Source organism: Pseudomonas sp. C6002 (assembly GCF_013385805.1).
GTDB lineage: Bacteria > Pseudomonadota > Gammaproteobacteria > Pseudomonadales > Pseudomonadaceae > Aquipseudomonas.
The window spans coordinates 91,080-112,419 of the sequence record NZ_JACAPH010000045.1 but is presented as its reverse complement, the minus strand read 5'-3'; the positions used below and the strand labels follow the sequence as shown (position 1 = coordinate 112,419).

Annotated in this window: 15 protein-coding genes; 5 read left to right on the top strand and 10 right to left on the bottom strand. The window is 60.0% G+C overall.

The annotated features are described in order from the left end of the window. Positions 1 to 7: 7 nt before the first annotated feature. The 6 genes from HX817_RS29300 to HX817_RS29275 form a co-directional block, all read right to left on the bottom strand. Positions 8 to 913 carry a transporter gene (locus tag HX817_RS29300; RefSeq protein ID WP_177042108.1) on the bottom strand — a complete coding sequence of 302 codons (906 nt, stop codon included), beginning with the start codon at positions 911 to 913 and terminating at the stop codon, positions 8 to 10. Between the two features lie 58 nt (positions 914 to 971). Then, positions 972 to 2,372, bottom strand: coding sequence for a DUF1254 domain-containing protein (locus HX817_RS29295; protein WP_177042106.1), 1,401 nt, complete (start codon positions 2,370 to 2,372; stop codon positions 972 to 974). Positions 2,373 to 2,384: 12 nt separating this feature from the next. Then, positions 2,385 to 3,830, bottom strand: coding sequence for a DUF1254 domain-containing protein (locus HX817_RS29290; RefSeq protein WP_177042104.1), 1,446 nt, complete (start codon positions 3,828 to 3,830; stop codon positions 2,385 to 2,387). Between the two features lie 9 nt (positions 3,831 to 3,839). Next, complete coding sequence (locus HX817_RS29285; RefSeq protein WP_177042102.1) at positions 3,840 to 4,631, bottom strand: hypothetical protein; 792 nt, start codon at positions 4,629 to 4,631, stop codon at positions 3,840 to 3,842. Between the two features lie 238 nt (positions 4,632 to 4,869). Beyond that, positions 4,870 to 5,235 (bottom strand): response regulator, encoded by a 366-nt coding sequence (locus tag HX817_RS29280; RefSeq protein ID WP_177042100.1) that lies wholly within the window; start codon positions 5,233 to 5,235, stop codon positions 4,870 to 4,872. Positions 5,236 to 5,451: 216 nt separating this feature from the next. Continuing rightward, entirely contained in the window at positions 5,452 to 9,018 is a 3,567-nt protein-coding gene (locus HX817_RS29275) for a hypothetical protein (RefSeq protein WP_256348847.1), read from the bottom strand. Between the two features lie 280 nt (positions 9,019 to 9,298). Between HX817_RS29275 and HX817_RS29270 the strand changes: the two genes are divergently transcribed. From HX817_RS29270 to HX817_RS29250, 5 genes are all read left to right on the top strand, one after another. After that, positions 9,299 to 12,796, top strand: a complete 3,498-nt coding sequence (locus HX817_RS29270; protein ID WP_177042098.1) for a response regulator — start codon at positions 9,299 to 9,301, stop codon at positions 12,794 to 12,796. Next, positions 12,797 to 13,612: a protein-glutamate O-methyltransferase CheR gene (locus tag HX817_RS29265; RefSeq protein WP_003217583.1), complete on the top strand. Its 816-nt coding sequence runs from the start codon at positions 12,797 to 12,799 to the stop codon at positions 13,610 to 13,612. Then, positions 13,609 to 14,208: a chemotaxis protein CheB gene (locus HX817_RS29260; protein WP_008431027.1), complete on the top strand. Its 600-nt coding sequence runs from the start codon at positions 13,609 to 13,611 to the stop codon at positions 14,206 to 14,208. The genes HX817_RS29265 and HX817_RS29260 overlap by 4 nt, the downstream gene beginning before the upstream one ends. Then, positions 14,202 to 15,395 carry a hybrid sensor histidine kinase/response regulator gene (locus HX817_RS29255; protein WP_003217587.1) on the top strand — a complete coding sequence of 398 codons (1,194 nt, stop codon included), beginning with the start codon at positions 14,202 to 14,204 and terminating at the stop codon, positions 15,393 to 15,395. Before HX817_RS29260 ends, HX817_RS29255 begins: the two co-directional genes overlap by 7 nt. Positions 15,396 to 15,473: 78 nt before the next feature. Next, entirely contained in the window at positions 15,474 to 15,851 is a 378-nt protein-coding gene (locus HX817_RS29250) for a response regulator (RefSeq protein ID WP_003217591.1), read from the top strand. 30 nt (positions 15,852 to 15,881) lie between these two features. On the opposite strand, the gene HX817_RS29245 is transcribed toward HX817_RS29250, so the two are convergent. The 4 genes from HX817_RS29245 to HX817_RS29230 all read right to left on the bottom strand — a co-directional run bounded on the left by HX817_RS29245 (position 15,882) and on the right by HX817_RS29230 (position 21,187). Further along, positions 15,882 to 17,552: a response regulator gene (locus tag HX817_RS29245; protein WP_177042096.1), complete on the bottom strand. Its 1,671-nt coding sequence runs from the start codon at positions 17,550 to 17,552 to the stop codon at positions 15,882 to 15,884. Next, complete coding sequence (locus HX817_RS29240; protein ID WP_177042094.1) at positions 17,549 to 19,051, bottom strand: ATPase domain-containing protein; 1,503 nt, start codon at positions 19,049 to 19,051, stop codon at positions 17,549 to 17,551. The genes HX817_RS29245 and HX817_RS29240 overlap by 4 nt, the downstream gene beginning before the upstream one ends. Before the next feature lie 111 nt (positions 19,052 to 19,162). After that, positions 19,163 to 20,221 carry a lipopolysaccharide assembly protein LapB gene (locus tag HX817_RS29235; protein ID WP_177042092.1) on the bottom strand — a complete coding sequence of 353 codons (1,059 nt, stop codon included), beginning with the start codon at positions 20,219 to 20,221 and terminating at the stop codon, positions 19,163 to 19,165. A gap of 75 nt (positions 20,222 to 20,296) precedes the next feature. Further along, positions 20,297 to 21,187, bottom strand: a complete 891-nt coding sequence (locus HX817_RS29230; RefSeq protein ID WP_177042090.1) for a bestrophin family protein — start codon at positions 21,185 to 21,187, stop codon at positions 20,297 to 20,299. Positions 21,188 to 21,340 lie beyond the last annotated feature (153 nt).

The window sequence follows — 21,340 nt, the reverse complement described above, 5'->3', positions numbered from 1 at the left end:
GTGGCTCTCACCAGACGTACTGCAGGCGGAAGGTCCAGGTGTTCACATCGGGTGAACCGGTGCGCTCGGAGACCGTGTCGTTATAGGCGATTAGGCCGCCAAACTGGGGTGACAACATAAAACCCAGGCTGGCGCCCAGCAGGCCGTTTTCCTGTTTGTTGTCTTGCCAGTCGCCGTCGATCCTGCTTTCTCCGCCGCGGTTGTAGGTGGCGTCCAGCGACACCCAGAGTGCGCGGTTGATGGTGTAGCTGTAGTGACCCTCGATGGCATACAGCGGCTTTTGTTCCAGCTTGCTGTCGCCGTGGTAATCCTTGTTGTCGCCAAACAGCGAGACGTAGGTGTTGATTTCGAGCCAGGTCGGGCCAATCGGGGTGCCGAAGCCCAGTTCGGGCTTGAACACCCAGCGGTTGGAGCCGATGTTGATGATGCGGTCTTTATCGTAGTCGCCGGTGGGCATGGTCATCCACAGCGCACCGGTGAGGAACGTCTCGGGCTTCCAACTGGCGAATTCCTCGGCGGTCAATGCCGGGCCACCGAAGATGTTATGGGCGAACACAATCTGCGTGTCGCCCATGCCACCGTTGCGCTTGGTCCCACTGAAAAACTGGGCGTTGTCGAACGACGCCGAAACGTCGGCGTACGGCTGGATAAACTGGATGGCGCTGTTGCGCCCGTCGATGCCGAATGAACGGGCGTAGCGGAACAGGTAGAGGTCGGCGTTCAACGACAGGCCGTTGATGGGCAATGTCGTGTCGATCGGGGTGTTGGTGTCGACCCGGTTGTAGTAGCCGAACACCATGTTCAGATCCGTCGGGGTGTTCTGCCAATCCCTGGCATTGTCGGCAAACCCTATCCCTGGCATCAGTGCCAGCGTGGCGGCGGTAAACGCACTCAATTGACTACGTGAAACCATGGCTCTACTCCTTGTAAATGCCTGATGTCAGGGTGCAGCGGTACTACGTGACCAGGCGCTATTTGATCGGTGTGAGCGGTGGCAGCTTCCATTGGCCGTTGCCCACTTCGGGCTTGGGCAGGTAAATGCGCAATACCGCGTAGAACGGGCCGGGCGGTGCTGGCAGCCAGTTGCTTTGTTCGGCTTTCGGTGGCTCGTGGTGGGCCACCAGCAGCGTCAGGCCGCCATCGGCATCGAGCTTGAAGTTGGGCAGCATCCGCGAGTTGAGCAGGTAGCGTTTCTTCAGGTTCGGCACCAGCAGCTTGGTCTTGGCGTCGTACATGGTCAGCGACCAGAACGCATCGGAGGGTGGCAACTGGCCCTTGTCGAAATGCAGGGTGTAGCTGTGGCGTGCGCCGTTGGCCGGTTTGCCCTCGCTGTCGACGAAGTAGCTCAGGTAGGCGGCTTCGTCGGTGGAGTTGCCGAAGATGCCCATGTTGGCGCCGGCGTAGCGGTACAGGTAATTGTTCTGCAGGTGATCGCGGCTGCCGAACAGGTCACCGCTGGTTACCTGGTGCGTATCGACCTTGTCCTTTTTGAACGCCGCAAACTCGGCCTTGCCGTCGGCTATGCCGTCTTCCAGGGCCTTGCGTTGCTCGACGGTGAGGGCCTTGAGGTCAAACGGCTTGCCGGCTTCGACGCCGATCCTGGCAAAACGCGCCAGCACGTCTTTCTCGCTGTCCTGAGGCGCCGCATAGCCCAGCATGAAGTTCAGGTAGCGAAACAGGTGCACGCTGTCGCTCATGTTCGGGGTGGGCTTGGGCCAGGCGATTTTCGGCGGCTTGGTCGGTTTCGGCTGGTTCACATAGTTGCTGAGGGTCTGGACCTTGTAGCCGCCCTGGATCTGCTTGACCTTGGCCAGGTCCTTGTCATCGAACAATTGCGTGCGGTACAGCGCGTAGGCGATGTTGCTTTCGCTGTACACGACGCGGTCGATATTGGTGGGCTGCTGACCTTTCCAGCCGGGGCCGGCGATCATGTAGTGGCCACCGTTGTTGCCGGTGCTGCGGGTGCCCAGGTAGCCGAAGTTCTGGGTGTAGAGGTCGATCAACTGCACCGAGTAGTAGCGGTTGTCCTCGATCTTCGGCAGGGTCAGCACCACCGGCTCGGCGCGCAGGTCGAGCCAGACGAAGGAGTAGGGCGTGTCCGAATTCGGTGTAACGAACGCAGTGTCCTTGGGCGTGAACACCTGCGCGGTGTTGCCGATATGGTTGAACGGCGCCTTGTAGTTCGGCCCGGTCTTGTCGACGGCCTGGGTGTAGAGGGTCTTGTACATCTCCACCACGGGGAAGCCATAAAGGTAGGCTTCCTTGGCGATGGCCCTGGCTTCACTCGGCGTAGCGGTGAAATCGGCCCAGGCGCCGGTGCTCATGAGAATCGAGAGGCTCGCCAACAGCAGGCGCGTCGGTTTTCGAATCATGTTGTTGCGTCCTTACTGAATCAGTCGGATATCGTCGAGTTTCCAGCTTTTATCGAAGTAGGCTTCAGTCGGCGCGTACAGTCGGAAATAGCTGAACCAGTGTTTGCCGGGCAGAGTTTGCACCCAGTTGCTCTCGAAGTCTTTTGGCGCGTGCGGTCCGAAGTAAAGATCTATCGATCCGTCGGCATTTTTCTTCAAATCCTGGCGTGAAGACAGGTCCGCTTTACGCTGTGGGTTGTCGATCAGGCAGCGGCTGTCGATGTCATACACGGTCATCGACCAGAACTGTTTGGCCGGCGGGTTGGCGCCGACATGCAGGGTGTAGGCCTTGCCGCCGTCGAGCCATTGGCCCTTGTTGTCGGTATAGGCGCCGAGGTACGTCTGGCCCAGGCCGGGGGTCTTGGAAACCATGCCTTTGGTGTTGGTGACCGCTTCATAGAACCAGGCGCTGCGTTCCCAGAGCTGGTCATAGTAGGTAACGCGCTGGGACGGTTCGGCGATGTTGAGCACGGTGTCCCACTGCCGGTCTTTCCAGTACTGGGCCTGGGGGAAGCGTTTGGCGAAGGCATTGGCCTTGGCAATCAACTCGCCCATTTGTGCGCCTTGCTCCAGGGCCTGGCGTTGGCGGTCGTTGGGGTTGAACGGCTTGTCCTTTTCGATGCCCAGGCTGGACAACATGGCCATATAGAAGCGGTCACGCTCGTTGACGGGCTCTTTCTGGATAATCCCGTGCAGCCGTTCCCAGTAGGCCATGCCGCGCGGCTGGGTGCCGGACCAGGGCTTGCCGCCGGGAGACAGTAAGCGGGTTTTCGCCGGGTTGGCGCGCTGGGCGTAGGGGTACATCCTGAATTGCTCAACCAGCGCCTTGCCCTTGGCCGGGTCGGGGTCGAGTACGCGAAAACCCACCAGCACGTTCATGGTTTCCGATTTGGCCAGGTAATACTTGCCGGCATCTGCGGGTGGCTCCTGGCCGGGTGGCAACACCAGGTACTTGCCGCCCTTGCCCAGGTCGGGGCCGGTCTGGCCCATGTCGATGATCGCCCGTTGCCAGAAGTCGCCAATCCCGCCGGCCGTGGGGCCTGGCGGCAGTTCGATCACCAGCGGGCCGGTCTCGTTGAGGTCGACGAAGCCGAGGATATACGGTGTGGTGGCGTTGGCCGTGATCACGCCGAGCTTGTCTTCGTAGGTGGTCAGTACCATCAAATCGCCGCTGCGTGCGCCAAGCTTGGCGCTGAATTCGTCCTGCCATTGGGCGTAGGACACCAGCGGCAGGGCCCAGAGAAAACTCTGGGTAGCCTGCTGGAAATCCAGCTCGCCATACAGTTTGGCGATTTCGCTGTGGGCCGGCAGTTCACCTTCCATGGTGATCGGGCCGATGCGGGTGTCCAGGGTCTGTGCCTGTACAGCGGCGGTCAGGGTTAACAGGCAGAACCCGGCACTACGAATCAGAACACGCATAAAATATCCTTATTTCCCAAACGTGACGTTGATCCCGGCAAACAGGGTGAACTGCGGCAGGCCATCGCCTTTGCGGGCCACGGTCCATTGCGGTTCGAGGTAGGCGTTGAGGATGTTGCTGCCGGATTTCCAGGCTTTGCCGGCACCGAACCCGATAGGGATGTAATGGGTGTCGTTTTTCAGGTCGAACGTCCAGGTGCCGGTAGAGCGCAGGTACCAGCCCTTGGGCAGGTTGTGAATGATGAACGGCTGGAAGGTCGCGCTTTCGACATGGGCGCGGTCACTGTCCCCGGCAAACGAGCTTTGGTATTGCACCAGTGCGCCGAGCAAGCCGCGGGGCGAGGCGTCGATGGCCACCGCCGCCAGTCCGGCCTGCCACTTGCCGGTGCCCAATTCATCGTGCTCGGCGGTAGGTGCGGTGATTTGCGGGCCGATGCCCAACTGCACGCCATCGGTCTTGAGCAGGAAGATATCGAACAGGTTCAGGTCGCCGATCCCGGTGGTGTAGCCACTGTGGGGGTCGGGGCGCGTACTGATGGGCAGGGTGGCGCGTAGTAACTGAGGGACACCGATGAAATCCGATGGCGCAATCGGCAATGTGCCGCGCAGCAGCGTGTCATTGGTGTGGGCGTTGCTGTCGAACAGCCTGGGCGTGTAGTAATCCTGCAGGTTCGCTCCCGGCGCGAGGTTCAGCGGGTTGTTACTCTTGTTGGCGGTGTCGGCGTTGTCGGCCTGGGCCGAAATCACAGGCAACACCGAAGCCACCAGCACAGCTGCTGGAAAATACGATGACTTGAGCATGACCACTCCCCAATTCCCTGGTGATGTTCCCGATAGCGCGTTTGCGAAGGCTAGGGGGCTGTGCTTATTCACTATTACGTGTAGGACATGTCGTTTGACGCTAGCAGTAAATTCCGCACTCGCTAGTCAATCGAAAGAATTAGTTGTTTGCTGTGGTCGCGATCACGGAGGCGTCCGCTGGGCGCAGACTGCATTGGAATGCCGTCACTGTGTAACGGCATTGGGGAATAGGGGGGCTTCAGCAGACGGGCAGTATGGATTTGACCTTGTCACGCAACTGATCAATCGAGAACGGCTTGCCGATCACCTGCATGTCGGCTGGCGAATCGATATTTTCGGCATAACCGCTGGCGAACAGGATGGGCAGGGCGGGGCGTATTTCGCGGGCCTTGAGGGCCAGTTGCTTGCCGTCCATGTCCGGCAGGCCGACGTCGGTCATCATCAGGTCGATGGTCTGGTCGGTGTCTTGAACAATTTTCAAGGCTTCTTCGGCATCGGCCGCTTCAAGCACTTGGTACTCCAGCTCTTCGAGGACATCGACGATCAACATGCGCACGATGGCGTCGTCTTCGACTACAAGGATGGTGGAGGGGGCGGCTGACATAGTGGAGGTTCCCGAACAGTGGAAGGGGCAGGTCTTGGGCAATGGGAAGACCGTTTTCATCCTGAGTATTGTCGGTCCCGGCAAGTTCCCCAGATAAGCAAAACATTGTGCCGGTAACGGCTACAAATGTCGCGTATCACTGCCACTCACTTGCCAGGGGCTTGCTGGAACAACCAGCAAGCCCCTGGCATGGTCTCAAGCTGCCGGTTTTATCGGTTAAAGGGATCCGTACACCAACCCATGGACCCGGCTCTGGTTCTCGCTTGCCTTGAATGTGCTGACCGTATATTCCGGGTTTGTCGGCGTCCCAAACGCTCCCGGGATGAGCGGCGTCTTACTGTTGGCCAGCGATTCCTTCATTCCTTTCTTCATGGCGTCCTCGGTCGGAAAATTGACCAATCCGAAATTGGGGTCGAAATAGAACCATTTTCGCGTGCCGCCTTCCACGATCACTCCCGCTGTCATCGCGTGGACGGGCGTGGCGATGATGAGTGTCTTGGACGTCGTCGCGTTGGCCAGGTCATCGATGATGGCCTGATAGGACTTTTGCGTGACGACTTCAGCCGAGTGCGGTCGCTTTCTGAAGTGATCCTGGGCTTCGCTCATGTCCTTGATGAACCTCGCCGATTTTGGGTTGGTTTCCTTGGTTGCCGCTGCAATGAAAAGCTTGTCGATGTACTCGTCCTGTTTTCCAACGGACACGGCGTAGGCCATTGCGTTGGCTAACACGCCACATTCGCCTCCGGTCACCGTGTCCACCTGGCTCAAATAGAAATTCTGGGGCATGCCCCGGAGCTTGATGCCGGGGATGCGCTCAATTTCGGCTTTGTAGAACTCATAGTTTTTAAGGCCGACTTCTGATCGCTTTTTGCCTATTGACTGTGCCAGGGCGCCGATTTCTTCGGGGCTTCGATTCGGCTTAAGTGCCAGTTCCATGAGCTCTGCGATATCCATGGAGCCCGAGTAGCCCGGGATGTCATCCACTACCCCGTTGTTATAGCCACGCATATACGCATCGTGGCTCGTTGTTCTGGCGTGTTCCTGCGTAGCCTTGAATGAGTTGGATAATTGCTTGGAGGGTGTGTTTTGCGCCTTGGTGGCCGGCCCTCCGACAAAGTACTCCCAGAAGCTTTCAACGTTGTCCTGGACCGACACGGTCTGTGGCGTGAACCCCTTCAGCGGTGGGCCATAGGGTTGTTTCTTGAGGGCGTCGTACGCGTACCATTCGCCCTTGTTCAATACAGCGGAGGCTTCGACGGTTTGATCCGCCAGCTTGATGGTGCCGATTGCCGCGACGCCATGTTCCTTGCCGGCGGCTTTCAACAGGTCATAGCTGCCGGCTGCCCCCTTGAGTTTGTTTAGCCCGTTAATGCTTTTTTCGACTACAAACTTGCCGCCCCGGTTAATCAGTCCTGCGCCTCCCAGAAGCAAATCGCCCAAGCCGCCCACCGGGTTCAAGGCGCCGATGGTGGCGACACCGATCTTTTTGGCAACATTCAGCGCCTTGGCGCCTGCACTGAGGGCTTTTGTGCCCGCCTGTGCCGCTTTGGACGAACCCAGGCTGACAAAGCCCAGCAGGTCCAGCTGGAGGTCAATCGCCCCCTCCAGGTAATTACCCTTGGTAAAGTTGGCAATCGCTGACTTGAAGGGAATGAGGTCGAGGAAGAAATGGGTCACCTTCAACTCGGTTTCCATTTGCTTGTCGTAGGTCGTGGCGCCTTTGGCTTGCTTGACGACATCCTCGTTGCCCAGGTCGAGGTTTTCGACAAATGCATCCGCGATGTACTGGGTACGGGCGGTGGCAAAGCTGTTGGGAGGCAGTGGGTTCGTGTCTGTACTGGCTGAGCGCTCGGGCTCACTGGCCTCTGATGCGTCGAATTTTTTTATTCTGTTTTCCTCGATCGCCAGTTCCCAGGTACTCGCAGAGAAATCCTGGGGCGTTACTTTTTTGATGCTGCCGTTTTTTATGTCCAGCCTATAGGTAACAGGTTCCGTGCCACCCTCTACCTGTATCAGCAGCTCATTTTTAATCGGTTTGAAAAGCGAGGTGACCAGGTTTGGGCCCAATTGATAAACAGAGGGCTGGTAAAAAGTGAGGTTGCCCTGCTCGATGTTTTTTCGATCTTCCAGCGGCAGGCTGGCGATCAGGTGCTTTACGGTGGTGGCAACCCCGTCGTTCAGCGACTTGATCGACGCTTCAAACTGCTTTTGAAATGTCGCGTTTACGTCGAACTTGAGCGACTGGCCTTCCAGTGCCTGGGTGATGTCTGGATCCTTGGATTCCCAGGTGTAATCGCCCAAGCCACTCATGGCGATGTCCAGCAACGAATGCAGGCCCGCAGGTGCGCGGTTTGGGTCGTAGAGCGGTACGCCAAACTGTTGTTGGCGGGTGTCCTTCACCGTCAGGGCCTTTTTTTCAAACGGCACATCTTCGCCAAATCGCTCTTTGAGCTGGGCCAGTGCAATGGCCTTGCGGCTCGGGATATCGGTCTCCAGCAGGGTGGAGGCCTTCATGCGTTCATCCACCTGCTGAGTGAACTCGACGCGTATCGCTTCCAGCTGGTCGGGGCTGTAGGCATCGTTGGGTTGTTTGCTGATAACGCCGTTGGCCACGGCCCAATCAATCAGCGCTGCCCTCTGTGCGCTTTGGGTCACGGCGGGCTCGGCGAGTGCAGCGCTTTCGGCCTTGAGCATCACTTGGGCGAAAGTCATGTTCGGTACCGAGCCCGGCGACTGCGCTTCAATCGACGCCGCCGCAACCGCCAGGTTGACCCAGGCCGGGCTGCCATAGGTCACGCTGGCCGGGATGTCTTTGATCAGGAACTCCGGGGCTGTTCTTGCCAGCAATACGTAAGCACCCGTCTGGGCCATCTCGGGGCTCGTTCTGCCCTCGCTCGACAGGTGTGCGCTCAGCCCGTTGACGATGGCAGAGGCCGGCTTGCCCCAATGTTCTTCACTGGCCACGTCGAAACCGGCCAGTTTGTTCCGTTGAGGCGCCTGGACTGACTCGGGATCCATCTGTGCACTGATGGCGGCCAGCAGGTAGTCGTAATGGCTGTTCTTGGTCTCGATACCATTGAGCCCGCGCTGCAGGGCCTGGCCCATCAGTTGGCCTTCGGGCGAGCTTAAAAGAAACTCGAGGATCTTCGCCGGGTCGTTCAAGGCGGCCACAGGAATGGGATTTTGGTACGCGAGAAAGTCCAGGACGCTCTTTGTCTGCGTGACTTGCGGCTGATCGCCGAGGTGGTGGGCGTGGTTCATCGCAAGCAGGCGCAACTGAGTTTGCTGGTTCTGGTCCAGCGGTGCGGGCCAGGACAGGGCACCGCCCAGGTCACCGAAAGGGTGGGCGGCGATCCTGACGGTCGCTTCCAGTTTCAGCTTGAGCAACTCGGCCTTGGAGGTTGGCAGAGGCACCCCGTTGGCATTCAGGAATGCCTCCAGGCTTTGGTTGACCCTGGTCCCCATGTCCAGGGTGTTGTGATGGGACGAGTCCGGATGAATGGCCATTTGTGTGAGCTTCAGGACGGACTGTACATAGGGGGCGGTGTCGTAGTCTTGCAGGGCCGGGGCTGCGAGGTTGATGGCGTCCAGCAGGTTCTGCCAGTTCTGCCGGTCGGCCATGGGCTGTTTCAGCACATCGGAGCGGTCGGCGGCTGATGCTGGCGCTGCTGCAACGGCAGGGGGCGTGGCTGGCAGGGGGCTCAGGGACGATGCCCCGGAAGCAGGGGAGGAAAAGAATTGGGGCGCAGGCTGTTGCACGGAGAGGTTGCTGACATTTTGCATCGGTGGGTACCTGTTTTATTAGGAGATACGCGCCTTTTCCGGGGAGGTTCCCTGTTCCCCACGGCACCCCTTTGGGTGGGGCGGCCCACACACAACGTTCCAGGCTCACTTCGGTTCCCATGTAAGAAGGAAAGTCAATTGCCGAGTGTTAAAAACACATCCATTCGTCTATTTATCAATGGGTTATGTAATCCATGTCGCTACGGGTAGCAGAAAAATAGCGCTCAGGCGCAACTTTGGGGCAAACTCCTCGTTTTTCCGTATTGGCCAAGGCATGCCCATGACTCCCGCGTCGTCTGTCGATGAGAAAAGCTTCCGTAAATTGCTGGGCCGCAACGTGGCACTGCCGTTGGGCGTTGGCGTGCTCAGCGCGGTGTTTTTCGTCGTTCTGATCACCTACCTGTTGTCGGTGATCCAGTGGGTCGAACACACCGACCGGGTAATCAACAATCTCAACGAAACCTCGAAACTGACCGTGGACCTGGAAACCGGCATGCGCGGCTTCCTGATTACCGGTGACGAGCATTTCCTCGACCCGTACGAAGTGGCCAAGCCGCGGATCATTTCCGACTTGCGCAACTTGCAGGCACTGGTGGCGGACAATCCGGAGCAGGTGGACCGGCTCAAGCGTCTGGAATCGTTGCAACAGGCGTGGAACACCTACGCCCAGTCGATGATTGACATGCAGCGGCAAAACGGCGATTACCGCACCGCCGTGAAAGCCGGGCGTGGCAAGAGCCTGACGGACGAGATTCGCAAGGAGTACGACCGGGCGGTGGCGATGGAGCAACAGTTCCGCATCACCCGCAACGAAGACGTTACCCGCACCACGATCATCAGCGTCACCTTGTACCTGGTGTTTGTGCTCGGCCTGAGTGGCTTCCTGGCGTATGTCGGTCGAAAGAATCTTTTAGAACTTTCAAACAGTTACAGCGAAAACCTGATGTCGCAGCAGAGGATCGCCAAGCGCCTCGAGCAGCAAGCCTGGTTGCGCAACGGCCAGACCGAGCTGGCCGAGCAGGTCCTTGGCCAACTGACGCTGAACCTGCTGGGGCGCAACATTTTGCAGTTCTTTGCCCAGTACATGGGCTCGGCGGTGGCGGCGTTGTACGTGCGTGAAGAGCACGGCGGCCTCACACGCGTGGCGACCTATGGCTTCTCCCGCGAGCAGGAGCAGCAGGAACAGTCGATCTACAACGACGAACGCATCGTCGGCCAATCGGCCCGGCAGGACCGCCTGATTCGCCTGGACGATGTGCCGGTGGATTACTTCAAGGTCAGTTCCGGCCTCGGCGAAGGTTCGACCCGCAGCGTGCTGGTGGTACCGACCAGCGATGATGGCCGGGTCAACGGGGTGATCGAACTGGGTTTCCTGCGTGCACTCGATGACCGTGATGTCGAACTGCTGGAGTTGATTGCCGACAACATCGGCACCTCCATCGAAGCCGCGCGTTATCGCCAGCGCCTGCAGGAAGTGCTGGCCGAAACCCAGCAGCTCAATGAAGAGCTGCAAGTGCAGCAGGAAGAGCTCAAGACGGCCAACGAAGAGCTGGAAGAACAGTCGCGCATCCTCAAGGAGTCCCAGGCCCACCTGGAAACCCAGCAGGCGGAGCTGGAGCAGACCAACGAACAATTGGCCGAACAGACCCAGACCCTGGCCGAGCAGCGCGATGCCATGGACCAGAAGAACGTCCAGCTCAACCGCGTACAGATCGAGCTGGAAGAGCGTGCCGACGAGTTGCAGCGCTCCAGCAAGTACAAGTCCGAATTCCTCGCCAACATGTCCCACGAGCTGCGCACGCCGCTGAACAGCTCGTTGATCCTGGCCAAGTTGCTGGCGGAGAACCCCCAGGAAAACCTCAGCGCCGAACAGGTCAAGTTCGCCGAGTCGATCTACTCGGCCGGTAACGACTTGCTCAACCTGATCAATGACATCCTCGATATCTCCAAGGTCGAAGCCGGTAAGCTGGAAATGCGCCCGGAGAACACCAGCGTTGCGCGCCTGGTCGATGGGCTGCGCGGCATGTTCGAGCCGCTGGCGGCCGACCGCAAGCTCGGGTTCCAGGTGGAGGTGCAGGAAGGCTCGCCACACATGCTGTTCACCGACCGCCAGCGCCTGGAGCAGATTCTGAAGAACCTGCTGTCCAACGCCATCAAGTTCACCGAGAAAGGTGAGGTCAGCCTGTCGGTATCCCGGGCACCGGGGGAGGGCATCGCCTTTACCGTACGCGACTCGGGGATTGGCATCGCCCCGGACCAGCAGGAAAGCATCTTCGAGGCCTTCCGCCAGGCCGATGGCACCACCAACCGTCGTTACGGCGGCACCGGCCTGGGCCTGTCGATTTCCCGGGACCTGGCGAACCTGCTGGGCGGCTATATCAGCGTCACCAGCGAACCTGGCCAGGGCAGTATCTTTACCCTGGTGGTGCCCGAGCACTATGTAGAGCATGACGAAGACACCCCGGCGCTGGAACAGCCGCGCGCGGTAGTCCCTGTGCCTGCACCGGCGCCGATCAAGGTGTCGCCGATGCCGATCGCCCACGAAGCGCAGATCCCGCGCTTTATCGATGACCGCGACAAGGCTCCATTCGCCACGCGTTGCATCCTGGTGGTGGAAGATGAGCCCAACTTTGCCCGCATCCTCTTCGACCTCGCCCATGAACTGGGTTACCACTGCCTGGTGGCCCATGGCGCAGACGAAGGCTACGCCCTGGCGGAACAGTACATTCCCGACGCGATCCTGCTGGACATGCGCCTGCCGGACCATTCCGGCCTGACCGTGCTGCAACGGCTCAAGGAACATGCCGGGACCCGCCATATCCCGGTGCACGTGATTTCCGTGGAGGACCGCGTCGAAGCCGCCATGCACATGGGCGCCGTGGGCTATGCAGTCAAGCCGACCACCCGCGAAGAGCTCAAGGATGTGTTCGCCCGCCTGGAAGCCAAGCTGACGCAGAAGGTCAAGCGTGTGCTGCTGGTGGAAGACGATGACCTTCAGCGAGACAGCATTGCCCGCCTGATCGGCGACGATGATATCGAGATCACCGCCGTAGGCTTCGCCCAGGAGGCCCTGGACCTGCTGCGCACCCACATCTACGACTGCATGATCATCGACCTCAAGCTACCGGACATGCTCGGCAACGAGCTGCTCAAGCGCATGTCCATCGAGGACATCTGCTCGTTCCCGCCGGTGATCGTCTACACCGGGCGCAACCTGACCCGCGATGAAGAGGCCGAACTGCGCAAGTATTCGCGCTCGATCATCATCAAGGGCGCGCGTTCCCCCGAGCGCCTGCTGGACGAGGTGACACTCTTTCTGCACAAAGTCGAATCGCAGTTGTCCCATGAACGCCAGACAATGCTCAGGACTGCCCGCAGCCGCGACAAGGTGTTCGAGGGCCGCAAGATCCTGCTGGTGGATGACGATGTACGCAATATCTTCGCCCTGACCAGTGCCCTGGAGCACAAGGGCGCGATTGTCGTGATCGGCCGTAATGGCCGCGAGGCGATCGAGAAACTCAATGAAGTCGATGACATCGACCTGGTACTGATGGACGTGATGATGCCGGAGATGGACGGGTACGAGGCCACCGCCTTGATCCGCCAGGACCCGCGCTGGCGCAAGCTGCCGATCATCGCGGTGACGGCCAAGGCCATGAAGGACGATCAGGAGCGCTGCCTGGCGGCAGGCTCCAACGATTACCTGGCCAAGCCCATCGACCTGGACCGGTTGTTTTCATTGATTCGCGTGTGGCTACCCAAGATGGAACGGATTTAATTGGAACGAAGCACTGACATCGAACTGCGCTTGTTGATTGAGGCGATTTACCTCAAGTACAGCTACGACTTTCGCGACTACTCCGGCGCTTCGGTCAAGCGCCGCGTGGCTCATGCGTTGCGTCAGTTCGACTGCGCCACCATCTCGGCCTTGCAGGAACGGGTGCTGCATGACCCGACGGCGTTCATGCAGTTGCTGCAGTTCCTGACGATTCCGGTCAGCGAAATGTTTCGCGACCCCTCGCACTTCCTGGCGATTCGCAAGGAAGTGGTGCCGCTGCTCAAGACCTACCCGTCGATCAAGATCTGGATCGCGGGCTGCAGTACCGGGGAGGAGGTGTATTCCATGGCCATCCTGTTGCGTGAGGAAGGCCTGCTGGAACGCACCATCATCTACGCCACCGACATCAATCCCCGGTCCCTGGAAAAAGCCAAGCAGGGGATTTTTTCCCTCGAGAACATCCGCGCCTATACCCACAACTACCAGCAGGCCGGTGGCCAGCGTTCGTTTGCCGATTACTATACGGCGGCTTACGATCATGCGATCTTCGACAAGACCCTGCGGGAGAACGTGACGTTTGCCGATCACAGCCTGGCGACCGACAGCGTATTCTCCGAAACTCAATTAATTTCATGTCGCAACGTATTGATTTACTTCAATAAAAAGTTGCAGGATCGGGCGTTTGGACTGTTCCATGAGTCGCTGTGTCATCGCGGCTTCCTGGTGCTGGGCAGCAAGGAAACCCTGGATTTTTCCGCCTACAGCAAACAGTTCGAACCCCTGGTCAAGCAAGAACGGATCTACCGAAAATTATGAATGAAGCTACTGCCAGCCCGGTATCCGGGATCGAGGCCATTGTGATCGGCGCTTCCGCGGGCGGTGTCGAGGCATTGCTGAGCATTTTTGGCGAGCTGCCGGCGAGCTTCGGCCTGCCGATCATTACCGTGCTGCATTTGCCGGACGAGCGCCGCAGCCAGTTGGCGGAAGTGTTTGACCGACGCGTATCGATGAAGGTGGTGGAGGCCCGCGACAAGGAAGTGATCCAGCCCGGTACCCTGTATTTTGCCGGCCCCGGTTATCACCTGTCAGTGGAGCACGACCGCAGCCTGTCACTGAGCCAGGAGGACCGAGTGCACCATTCCCGCCCGGCAATCGACTACCTGTTTGATTCGGCCGCCGATGTCTACGGCAAGGGCTTGCTGGCGATTTTGCTGACGGGGGCCAACCAGGACGGCGCCCGGGGCCTGGCCCACGTCAAGCAGAGCGGCGGTACCACGGTGGTGCAGGACCCTTTGGAGGCCCGCGTCGCTGTGATGCCCCGGGCCGCCCTGGCGCTGCATGAACCTGACCATATCCTCACCTTGAGCCGCATCGGCACCTTGCTGGCTTCCCTGGAATCCTCCCCATGTTAAGTACTGTCCAGGCCAAACTGCTGATCGTCGACGATCTGCCGGAAAACCTGCTGGCCCTTGAAGCGCTGATCAAGCGCGAGGACCGCCAGGTCTATAAGGCATTGAGCGCCGACGAGGCCTTGTCGCTGCTGCTGGAGCACGAGTTCGCCATGGCCATTCTCGACGTGCAGATGCCGGGCATGAACGGCTTCGAGCTGGCCGAGCTGATGCGCGGCACCGAAAAGACCAAGAACATTCCCATCGTGTTTGTCAGTGCTGCCGGCCGTGAGCTCAACTATGCGTTCAAGGGCTACGAAAGCGGCGCCGTGGATTTCCTGCACAAGCCGCTGGATATCCACGCGGTCAAGAGCAAGGTCAACGTATTCGTTGACCTGTACCGCCAGAGCAAGGCGATGAAGCAGCAGGTTGAAGCCCTGGAGCAAAGCCGGCGCGAGCAGGAAGCCTTGCTCACGCGCTTGCAGGCCACCCAGGCCGAACTGGAGCAGGCCGTGCGCATGCGCGATGACTTCATGTCGATCGTCGCCCACGAAGTGCGCACGCCCCTCAACGGGCTGATCCTGGAAACCCAGCTGCGCAAGATGCACCTTGCCCGGGACAACGCCGCAGCGTTTACCCTGGACAAGATGCATGCCATGGTCGACCGCGATGAGCGGCAGATCCAGAGCCTGATCCGCCTGATCGAAGACATGCTCGACGTGTCGCGCATTCGCACGGGCAAGCTGTCGATCCGCCCCGGTCGCTTTGACCTCACGCAACTGGTGCACAACCTGCTGGAAAATTTTGCGCCGCAGGTGGCGGCGGCGGAGTCTTCGGTGGCCTGGGTCCAGGAAGGGCCGGTGGTAGGCAACTGGGATGAATTCCGTATCGAACAGGTGGTGTCCAACCTGTTGACCAACGCCTTGCGCTACGGGGCCAAGAGCCCGGTGGAAGTGCGGGTGTACGCCGAGCATGGCGAAGCGCGGGTAGAAGTACGTGACCACGGGATCGGCATCAGCGAAGACAACCAGAAACGTATTTTCCAGCAGTTCGAGCGCGTGTCGGCCAACCATGCCGTGGCGGGCCTGGGCCTGGGGTTGTTTATCTCCGAGCAGATTATCGCGGCCCACGGCGGGACCATTGAAGTGGAAAGCCGGATAGGCGAGGGCGCGTTGTTCCGCGTCTGCCTGCCCCTGGAGGCCGGGGCATGAAATCATTCGCAAATCCGACGCAACCTCTGCGTGACCCCATGGTCGTATCAGCAGCAATTGACCGGACAAAGGCTTCCCATGAGTGAAGATGCACAAGATGTTGTACTGATCGTCGAAGATGACGAATCGATTATGTTTGTGTTGGGCGAGTACCTGGCGGGCCTGGGGTATCGGGTGTTGAAGGCGATTGACGGTGAGCAGGCGTTTGAAATCCTGGCCACCAAGCCGCACCTGGACCTGATGGTGACCGACTACCGCCTGCCTGGCGGCATTTCCGGGGTACAGATCGCCGAGCCTGCGATCAAGCTGCGACCGGAATTGAAAGTGATCTTCATCAGCGGTTACCCGCAGGAGATTCTCGACTGCAACAGCCCGATCACGCGCAATGCACCGATCCTGGCCAAACCGTTTGACCTGGATACGTTGCAGGAACATATCCAGCGGCTGTTGGCTTAACGTCTTGAGAAGAGGGAGCACACTCCCTCTTCAAGCCTTGATCATCTCCCTCACCTTTGCCGTCAACAGATCAAAGGTGAACGGCTTGGTGATCATCTGCATGCCCGGGTCCAGAAAACCGCCCCGTACAGCCGCATGCTCTGCATAGCCGGTAATAAACAACACCTTCAACTCGGGCCGCACCTGCCGGCCGATCTCCGCCAATTGCCGGCCGTTCATGCCGGGCAGGCCAACGTCGCTGATCAGCAGGTCAATGCGCTGGCTGGACTCGATGATCGGCATGGCACTGTCGGCATCACCGGCTTCGACGAAGGCATAGCCCAGTTCACTCAGCACGGCGCTGACCAGCACCCGCACGGCCGGGTCGTCCTCGACGATCAGCACGGTCTCGCCGGCATTGGCGAACGGCAGCAATGCCGGGTTGAGCGGTTCATCTGCAATGACCTCGCCGACATACCTCGGCAGGAACAGGCTGACGGTGGTGCCTTGGCCCACCACACTGTGGATCGACACATGCCCGTGGGATTGGCGCGCAAACCCGTAGATCATCGACAACCCCAGCCCGGTGCCCTGGCCGATGGGTTTGGTGGTGAAGAACGGGTCAAATGCACGGCTGATCACGCTCTCGGGCATGCCGCAGCCGGTGTCGCTGACGCTCAGTTCCACATAGTCGCCAGGGGTGAGGGTGCCGTAGGCTGCGGTAAACACACTGTCCAAGTGGCGGTTGGTGGTTTCCACCACCAGTTTGCCGCCGTTGGGCATCGCATCCCGGGCATTGATGGCGAGGTTGAGCAGGGCGCTTTCCAGCTGGTTGGGGTCGGCTTCGGCGGTCCAGAGTTGCTCGGTCAGGCGGATATCCAGGGCAATGCTTTCATTCAGGCTGCGTTGCAGCAGCTCACCCATCGAACTCACCAATTGGTTGATCTGTACCGGTTTTGAATCCAGCGACTGGCGACGGGAAAACGCCAGCAAGCGGTGGGTCAGGGCGGCCGCGCGGTTGGCTGAAGTGACACCCAGGTCGATCAGGCTGTCGAGGTCTTCGGTGCGGCCCCGAGCCACGCGCCTGCGCAGCAGTTCCAGGCTGCCGATGATGCCGGTCAGCATGTTGTTGAAGTCATGGGCGATGCCGCCGGTCAATTGGCCGACGGCTTCCATTTTCTGCGATTGGCGCAACGCTTCTTCGTTATTGCGCAGCTGCGCCGTGCGTTCTTCCACCTGTTGCTCAAGGGTTTCCAGGGTGCTTTGCAGGCGCTGTTCGCTCTGGCTCAGGTCGATCAGCCGGTCGCGGGCCTCGTATTGCCGACGACGTCCGCGCAGCGCCGTGGTCACGAGGCTGATCAGGGTGATCGGGTGGAACGGACGCTCCAGGAACGTCACGTTGCCCAGCAAGGTGCTCAGGTGCGACGAGCCATTCTGTTCGCTGCCGCCGTGGTGCGTCATCAGCACAATCGGCAGGTCTGACCACGCCGGTTGTTGATGCAGGTACGTGAGCAGCGGTTCCAGGTCGATACCGCGCAGGGCTTCGGCAGCAATGACCAGCAAGCCGGCACCGTGCTCCAGCTCCTCGCAGAGCATTTGCAAATGGCTGGCGATGATGCCGTTGAACCCGGCCTCATTGAGCATCATCAACGCCAGGGAGCTGTCGCGACCCAGGGGCGCCAGAATGATCGCCCGTTCGAAAGTGGCCGGCAGGCCACTCATGAACTTTCATCCTTGAGCAGCGGGTTGTCGGTGCCCATGTAGGTCGGTACGCCGCGCAATACACCCTGGAACGCATCAAGCGGTTCGCCGATGGTCATGCCCCGGCTGCCGATGCGGTATTCGCGAATGGTCGATTCGTGGTTGCCGGTGCGTTTCTTGATGATCGAAATCGCACGCCGCACCTTGCCCAGCGCTTCGAAGTAACGCAGCAGGATCACGGTGTCGGCCAGGTAGGTAATGTCCACCGGCGCCTGCATGTCGCCCACCAGCCCGTGCTGGGCGACGGTCATGAAGGTCGCGGCGCCACGGCGGTTGAGGTACAGCAGCAGTTCGTGCATGTGCAGGATCAACGCGTTCTCTTCCGGCATCGCGGCCTGATAGCCATTGACGCTGTCGATCACCACGGTCTTGATCCCGCGTTCGTCCACACAGCGGCGCACCCGATGGGAGAACTCGCCGGGGGACAACTCGGCGGCGTCCACCTGTTCGATCAGCAGGTTGCCGGTGCCTTGCAGGGCCTCCAGGTCGATGCCCATGTTCTTCATGCGCTCGAACAGCAGGCCCAGCTCTTCGTCAAAAATGAACAGCGCGGCTTTTTCGCCCCGGGAGACGGCTGCCGCGGCAAAGATCATCGAGATCAGCGATTTGCCGGTACCGGCCGGGCCCAGGATCAAGGTGCTGGAACCGGTCTCGATCCCGCCGCCCAACAGGGCGTCCATCTCACGGATGCCGCTGGTGAGGGTCTGGCGGTTGTAGCCGCCACGGTGCTCGGCTGCCACCAGGCGCGGGAACACATGTACGCCGTCTTCCATGATGGTGAAGTCGTGAAAACCGCCGCGGTATTTCTGCCCACGGTATTTCACGATCCGCACGCGGCGGCGCTCGGCGCCGTAGTTGGGGGTCAGTTCTTCCAGGCGAATCACACCGTGGGCCACGCTGTGTACGGTCTTGTCGAGGGACTCGGTGGTCAGGTCGTCCAGCAGCAGCACGGTGGCGTCGTAGCGCACGAAGTAGTGCTTGATCGCCAGGATCTGCCGGCGATAGCGCAGGGAGCTTTGCGCCAGCAGGCGGATTTCCGAAAGGCTGTCGATCACGACGCGGGTAGGTTTGACCCGTTCCACCACTTCGAAGATCTGCCGGGTGGCTTCGCCCAGCTCAAGGTCCGAGGAATACAGGAGGCTTTGCTGGTGCTCGGCATTGAGCAGGCTTTCGGGGGGAGTCAGTTCAAAGATGTGAATGTGTTCGTCCAGGTCCCAACCATGGGACTTGGCACCCTGGCGCAACTCGCGCTCGGTTTCCGACAGGGTGATGTACAGCGATCGTTCGCCGTTTTTTGCGCCGGCCTGGAGGAAATGCAGGGCCACGGTGGTTTTACCGGTGCCGGGTTCACCTTCCAGCAGGAACAAATGGCTACGGGAAAGCCCTCCGGCAAGAATGTCGTCCAGACCTTCAATACCGGTGGCCGCCTTTGCTGTGAACAGCTCTTTGGATGTAGACAAGAAGTGCCCTCGGGTCACAAATAAGTAGTCGGCAGCGCCGTCTGGGGCGCGCCATATTTACTTGACCTTGGCGCCGTGTGGCGGTTCAACGTTTTGTATCAAATACCGCTTTTACAGGCCCTGTTGCAGCGCCGGGTCGTCCGGATTCTGCTGTTCAAGCTGTGCCAGCAGCACCTGCACATTCTGCAACTGGCCGGTTTCCTTCCAGTAATTGACCAGCAGCACCCTGGCTTTGCGATTGGCCGGGTTGCGCTGGATGATTTCTTCCAGCTGGCGCTGGGCGGCCTCCAGCTCCTGCTGGGCGTGCAGGGTGGTGGCCAGGTCGTAGCGGTAATCCTGATTGTTCGGTTCAAGCTCCACCGCCCGGGACAGGCTGAGCAGGGCAAAGGCGCGCTCGCCATGGTGCAGCAGCCACATGCCCAGGGCATGTTGCAGGTAGGCCGAATCGGGGTGGGCCTGCAACTGTTTGGCCAGGAGTTGGCGGGACTCGTCGACCTTGCCCTGCTTGTCCAGCAGTTCAATTTGCGCGACCACGGCTTGCAGGTTGTCCGGTTGCAGGCGCATCGCCTGCTCCAGGGCGTTTTGTGCGTCGGGCAGCAGCGCGCTGTGAATGTACAGGCGTGCCAGCTGGATCCAGCCTTCGGGGCTTTCGGGTTGGCCCTTGAGCAGCTTCACGTATTCGTCGAGCACTTGCTGCAACGGGCCGAAGTACAGGCCCAGGGTATCCGGGGACAGCCCGAGCAAGGCATTGGCCGCGGCAAACCTGACGCTTTGCTCCGGGTCATCCAGCAGTGGCCCGAGCAACAGCGTGCGCTGGCCGCTGGGCACCAGGCCGACAATGCTGTGAATCGCCGCCTCGCGCACCATTGGCGCGTCGTTGGCCAGGTCCTTGTCCGCCAGCTTGAGGGCCTGGGGGCTGGGGTAGTTGGGCAGTTCGGTATGCAGGGCGGCGCGGCGCACATCGGAGAGGTCCGGGCGGCCCAACTGTTGATACAGCACCCGGGCAGCGCCGGGTTCACCGTTGTGCGCCTGTTTCAAGGCCTTGGCGTAACCATGGGCGATGGCCGGGGGCACCACCACCGGCGTGGTGCGGGTGAAATACCAGGTGATCAGCACAATAAACAACAGGGCGCACAGGCCGACGATGGAATAACGGCGTGACTTTGACATGCAGGCGTCCGAAAGCTGGGCAGCTAGTGCAAAGCCATCAGCTTCGGTCAGGTTATCGCGAGTGTCAAACCCGCATCACGTCAGCACGAACTCAATCGGCTCAAGGGCCGGCGGCAGCGTGGTTTCGCCGAGGGCGGCGAGAATCTCGCGCTCCAGGGTGCGCACGATGGCGTTGCAGGGCAGGTCGTTTTCGTCGAAGCCGAACGGGTCTTCGAGGTCGTCGCCGATTTCGTCCAGGCCGAAGAAGGTGTAGCTGACGATGGCGGTGAACACCGGGGTCAGCCAGCCCAGCGGCTCGGCCATGGCGAAGGGCAGCAGGATACAGAACAGGTAGATGGTGCGGTGCAGCAGCAAGGTGTAGGGGAAGGGCAGCGGGGTGTGTTTGATCCGCTCGCAGGAGGCCTGGATCTGGCTCAGGCCGTACAGCCGGGTTTCCAGTTGGGTGTAGCGCCAGTCGCTGATGTGGCCCTGTTCGGCGAGGTTCGAGCAGCGGGCGCCGAGGTCTTGCAGGATGCTGTCGGGCAGGTTCGGGTGGCCGGGTTCTGGATTGGCCCACGGTTTGATCGCCTGGCTTTCGTCTTCCAGGCGCAGGCGGGCGATCAGGCCATGGGCGAAACCGCACAGGCTGCGCAGGACGTGTTTGCGTTCGGCAGGGTTGAGGACCTGGGTTTCGCGGATCAGTGAGCGGATCTCGATGATCATCTGGCCCAGTTGTTTGCGGCCTTCCCACCAGCGGTCGTAGCAGGCGTTGTTGCGAAAACTCATGAAGATGGACAGTGACAGCCCCAGCAGTGTGAAGGGTGTGGCGTTGACCTTGGAAAAGTAGGCCGGGTGCAGGGTTTCTACCAGCACGATGACTGAGGCCAGGAGGGTGACCAGCAGGCTGCGCAGCGCAATGCGTTTGGCGATCGAGCCCTTGAGGGAGAACAGGATGCCGAGCAGGTTGGGTTTGGGACGGACGATCATGGGCGGGCTTCTTGGGTGGCGCAGGCTGTCAGGTTAGAAGCATGTTTGCGTTGCGTCCAATTGCTTGGGCTGACCGGGTGATTGGTGGGCTCTATCGGGATTGAGTACATATCCGTTTTTTCGGTGACCAGAGCGAAAGCAGATCTGCTTTTC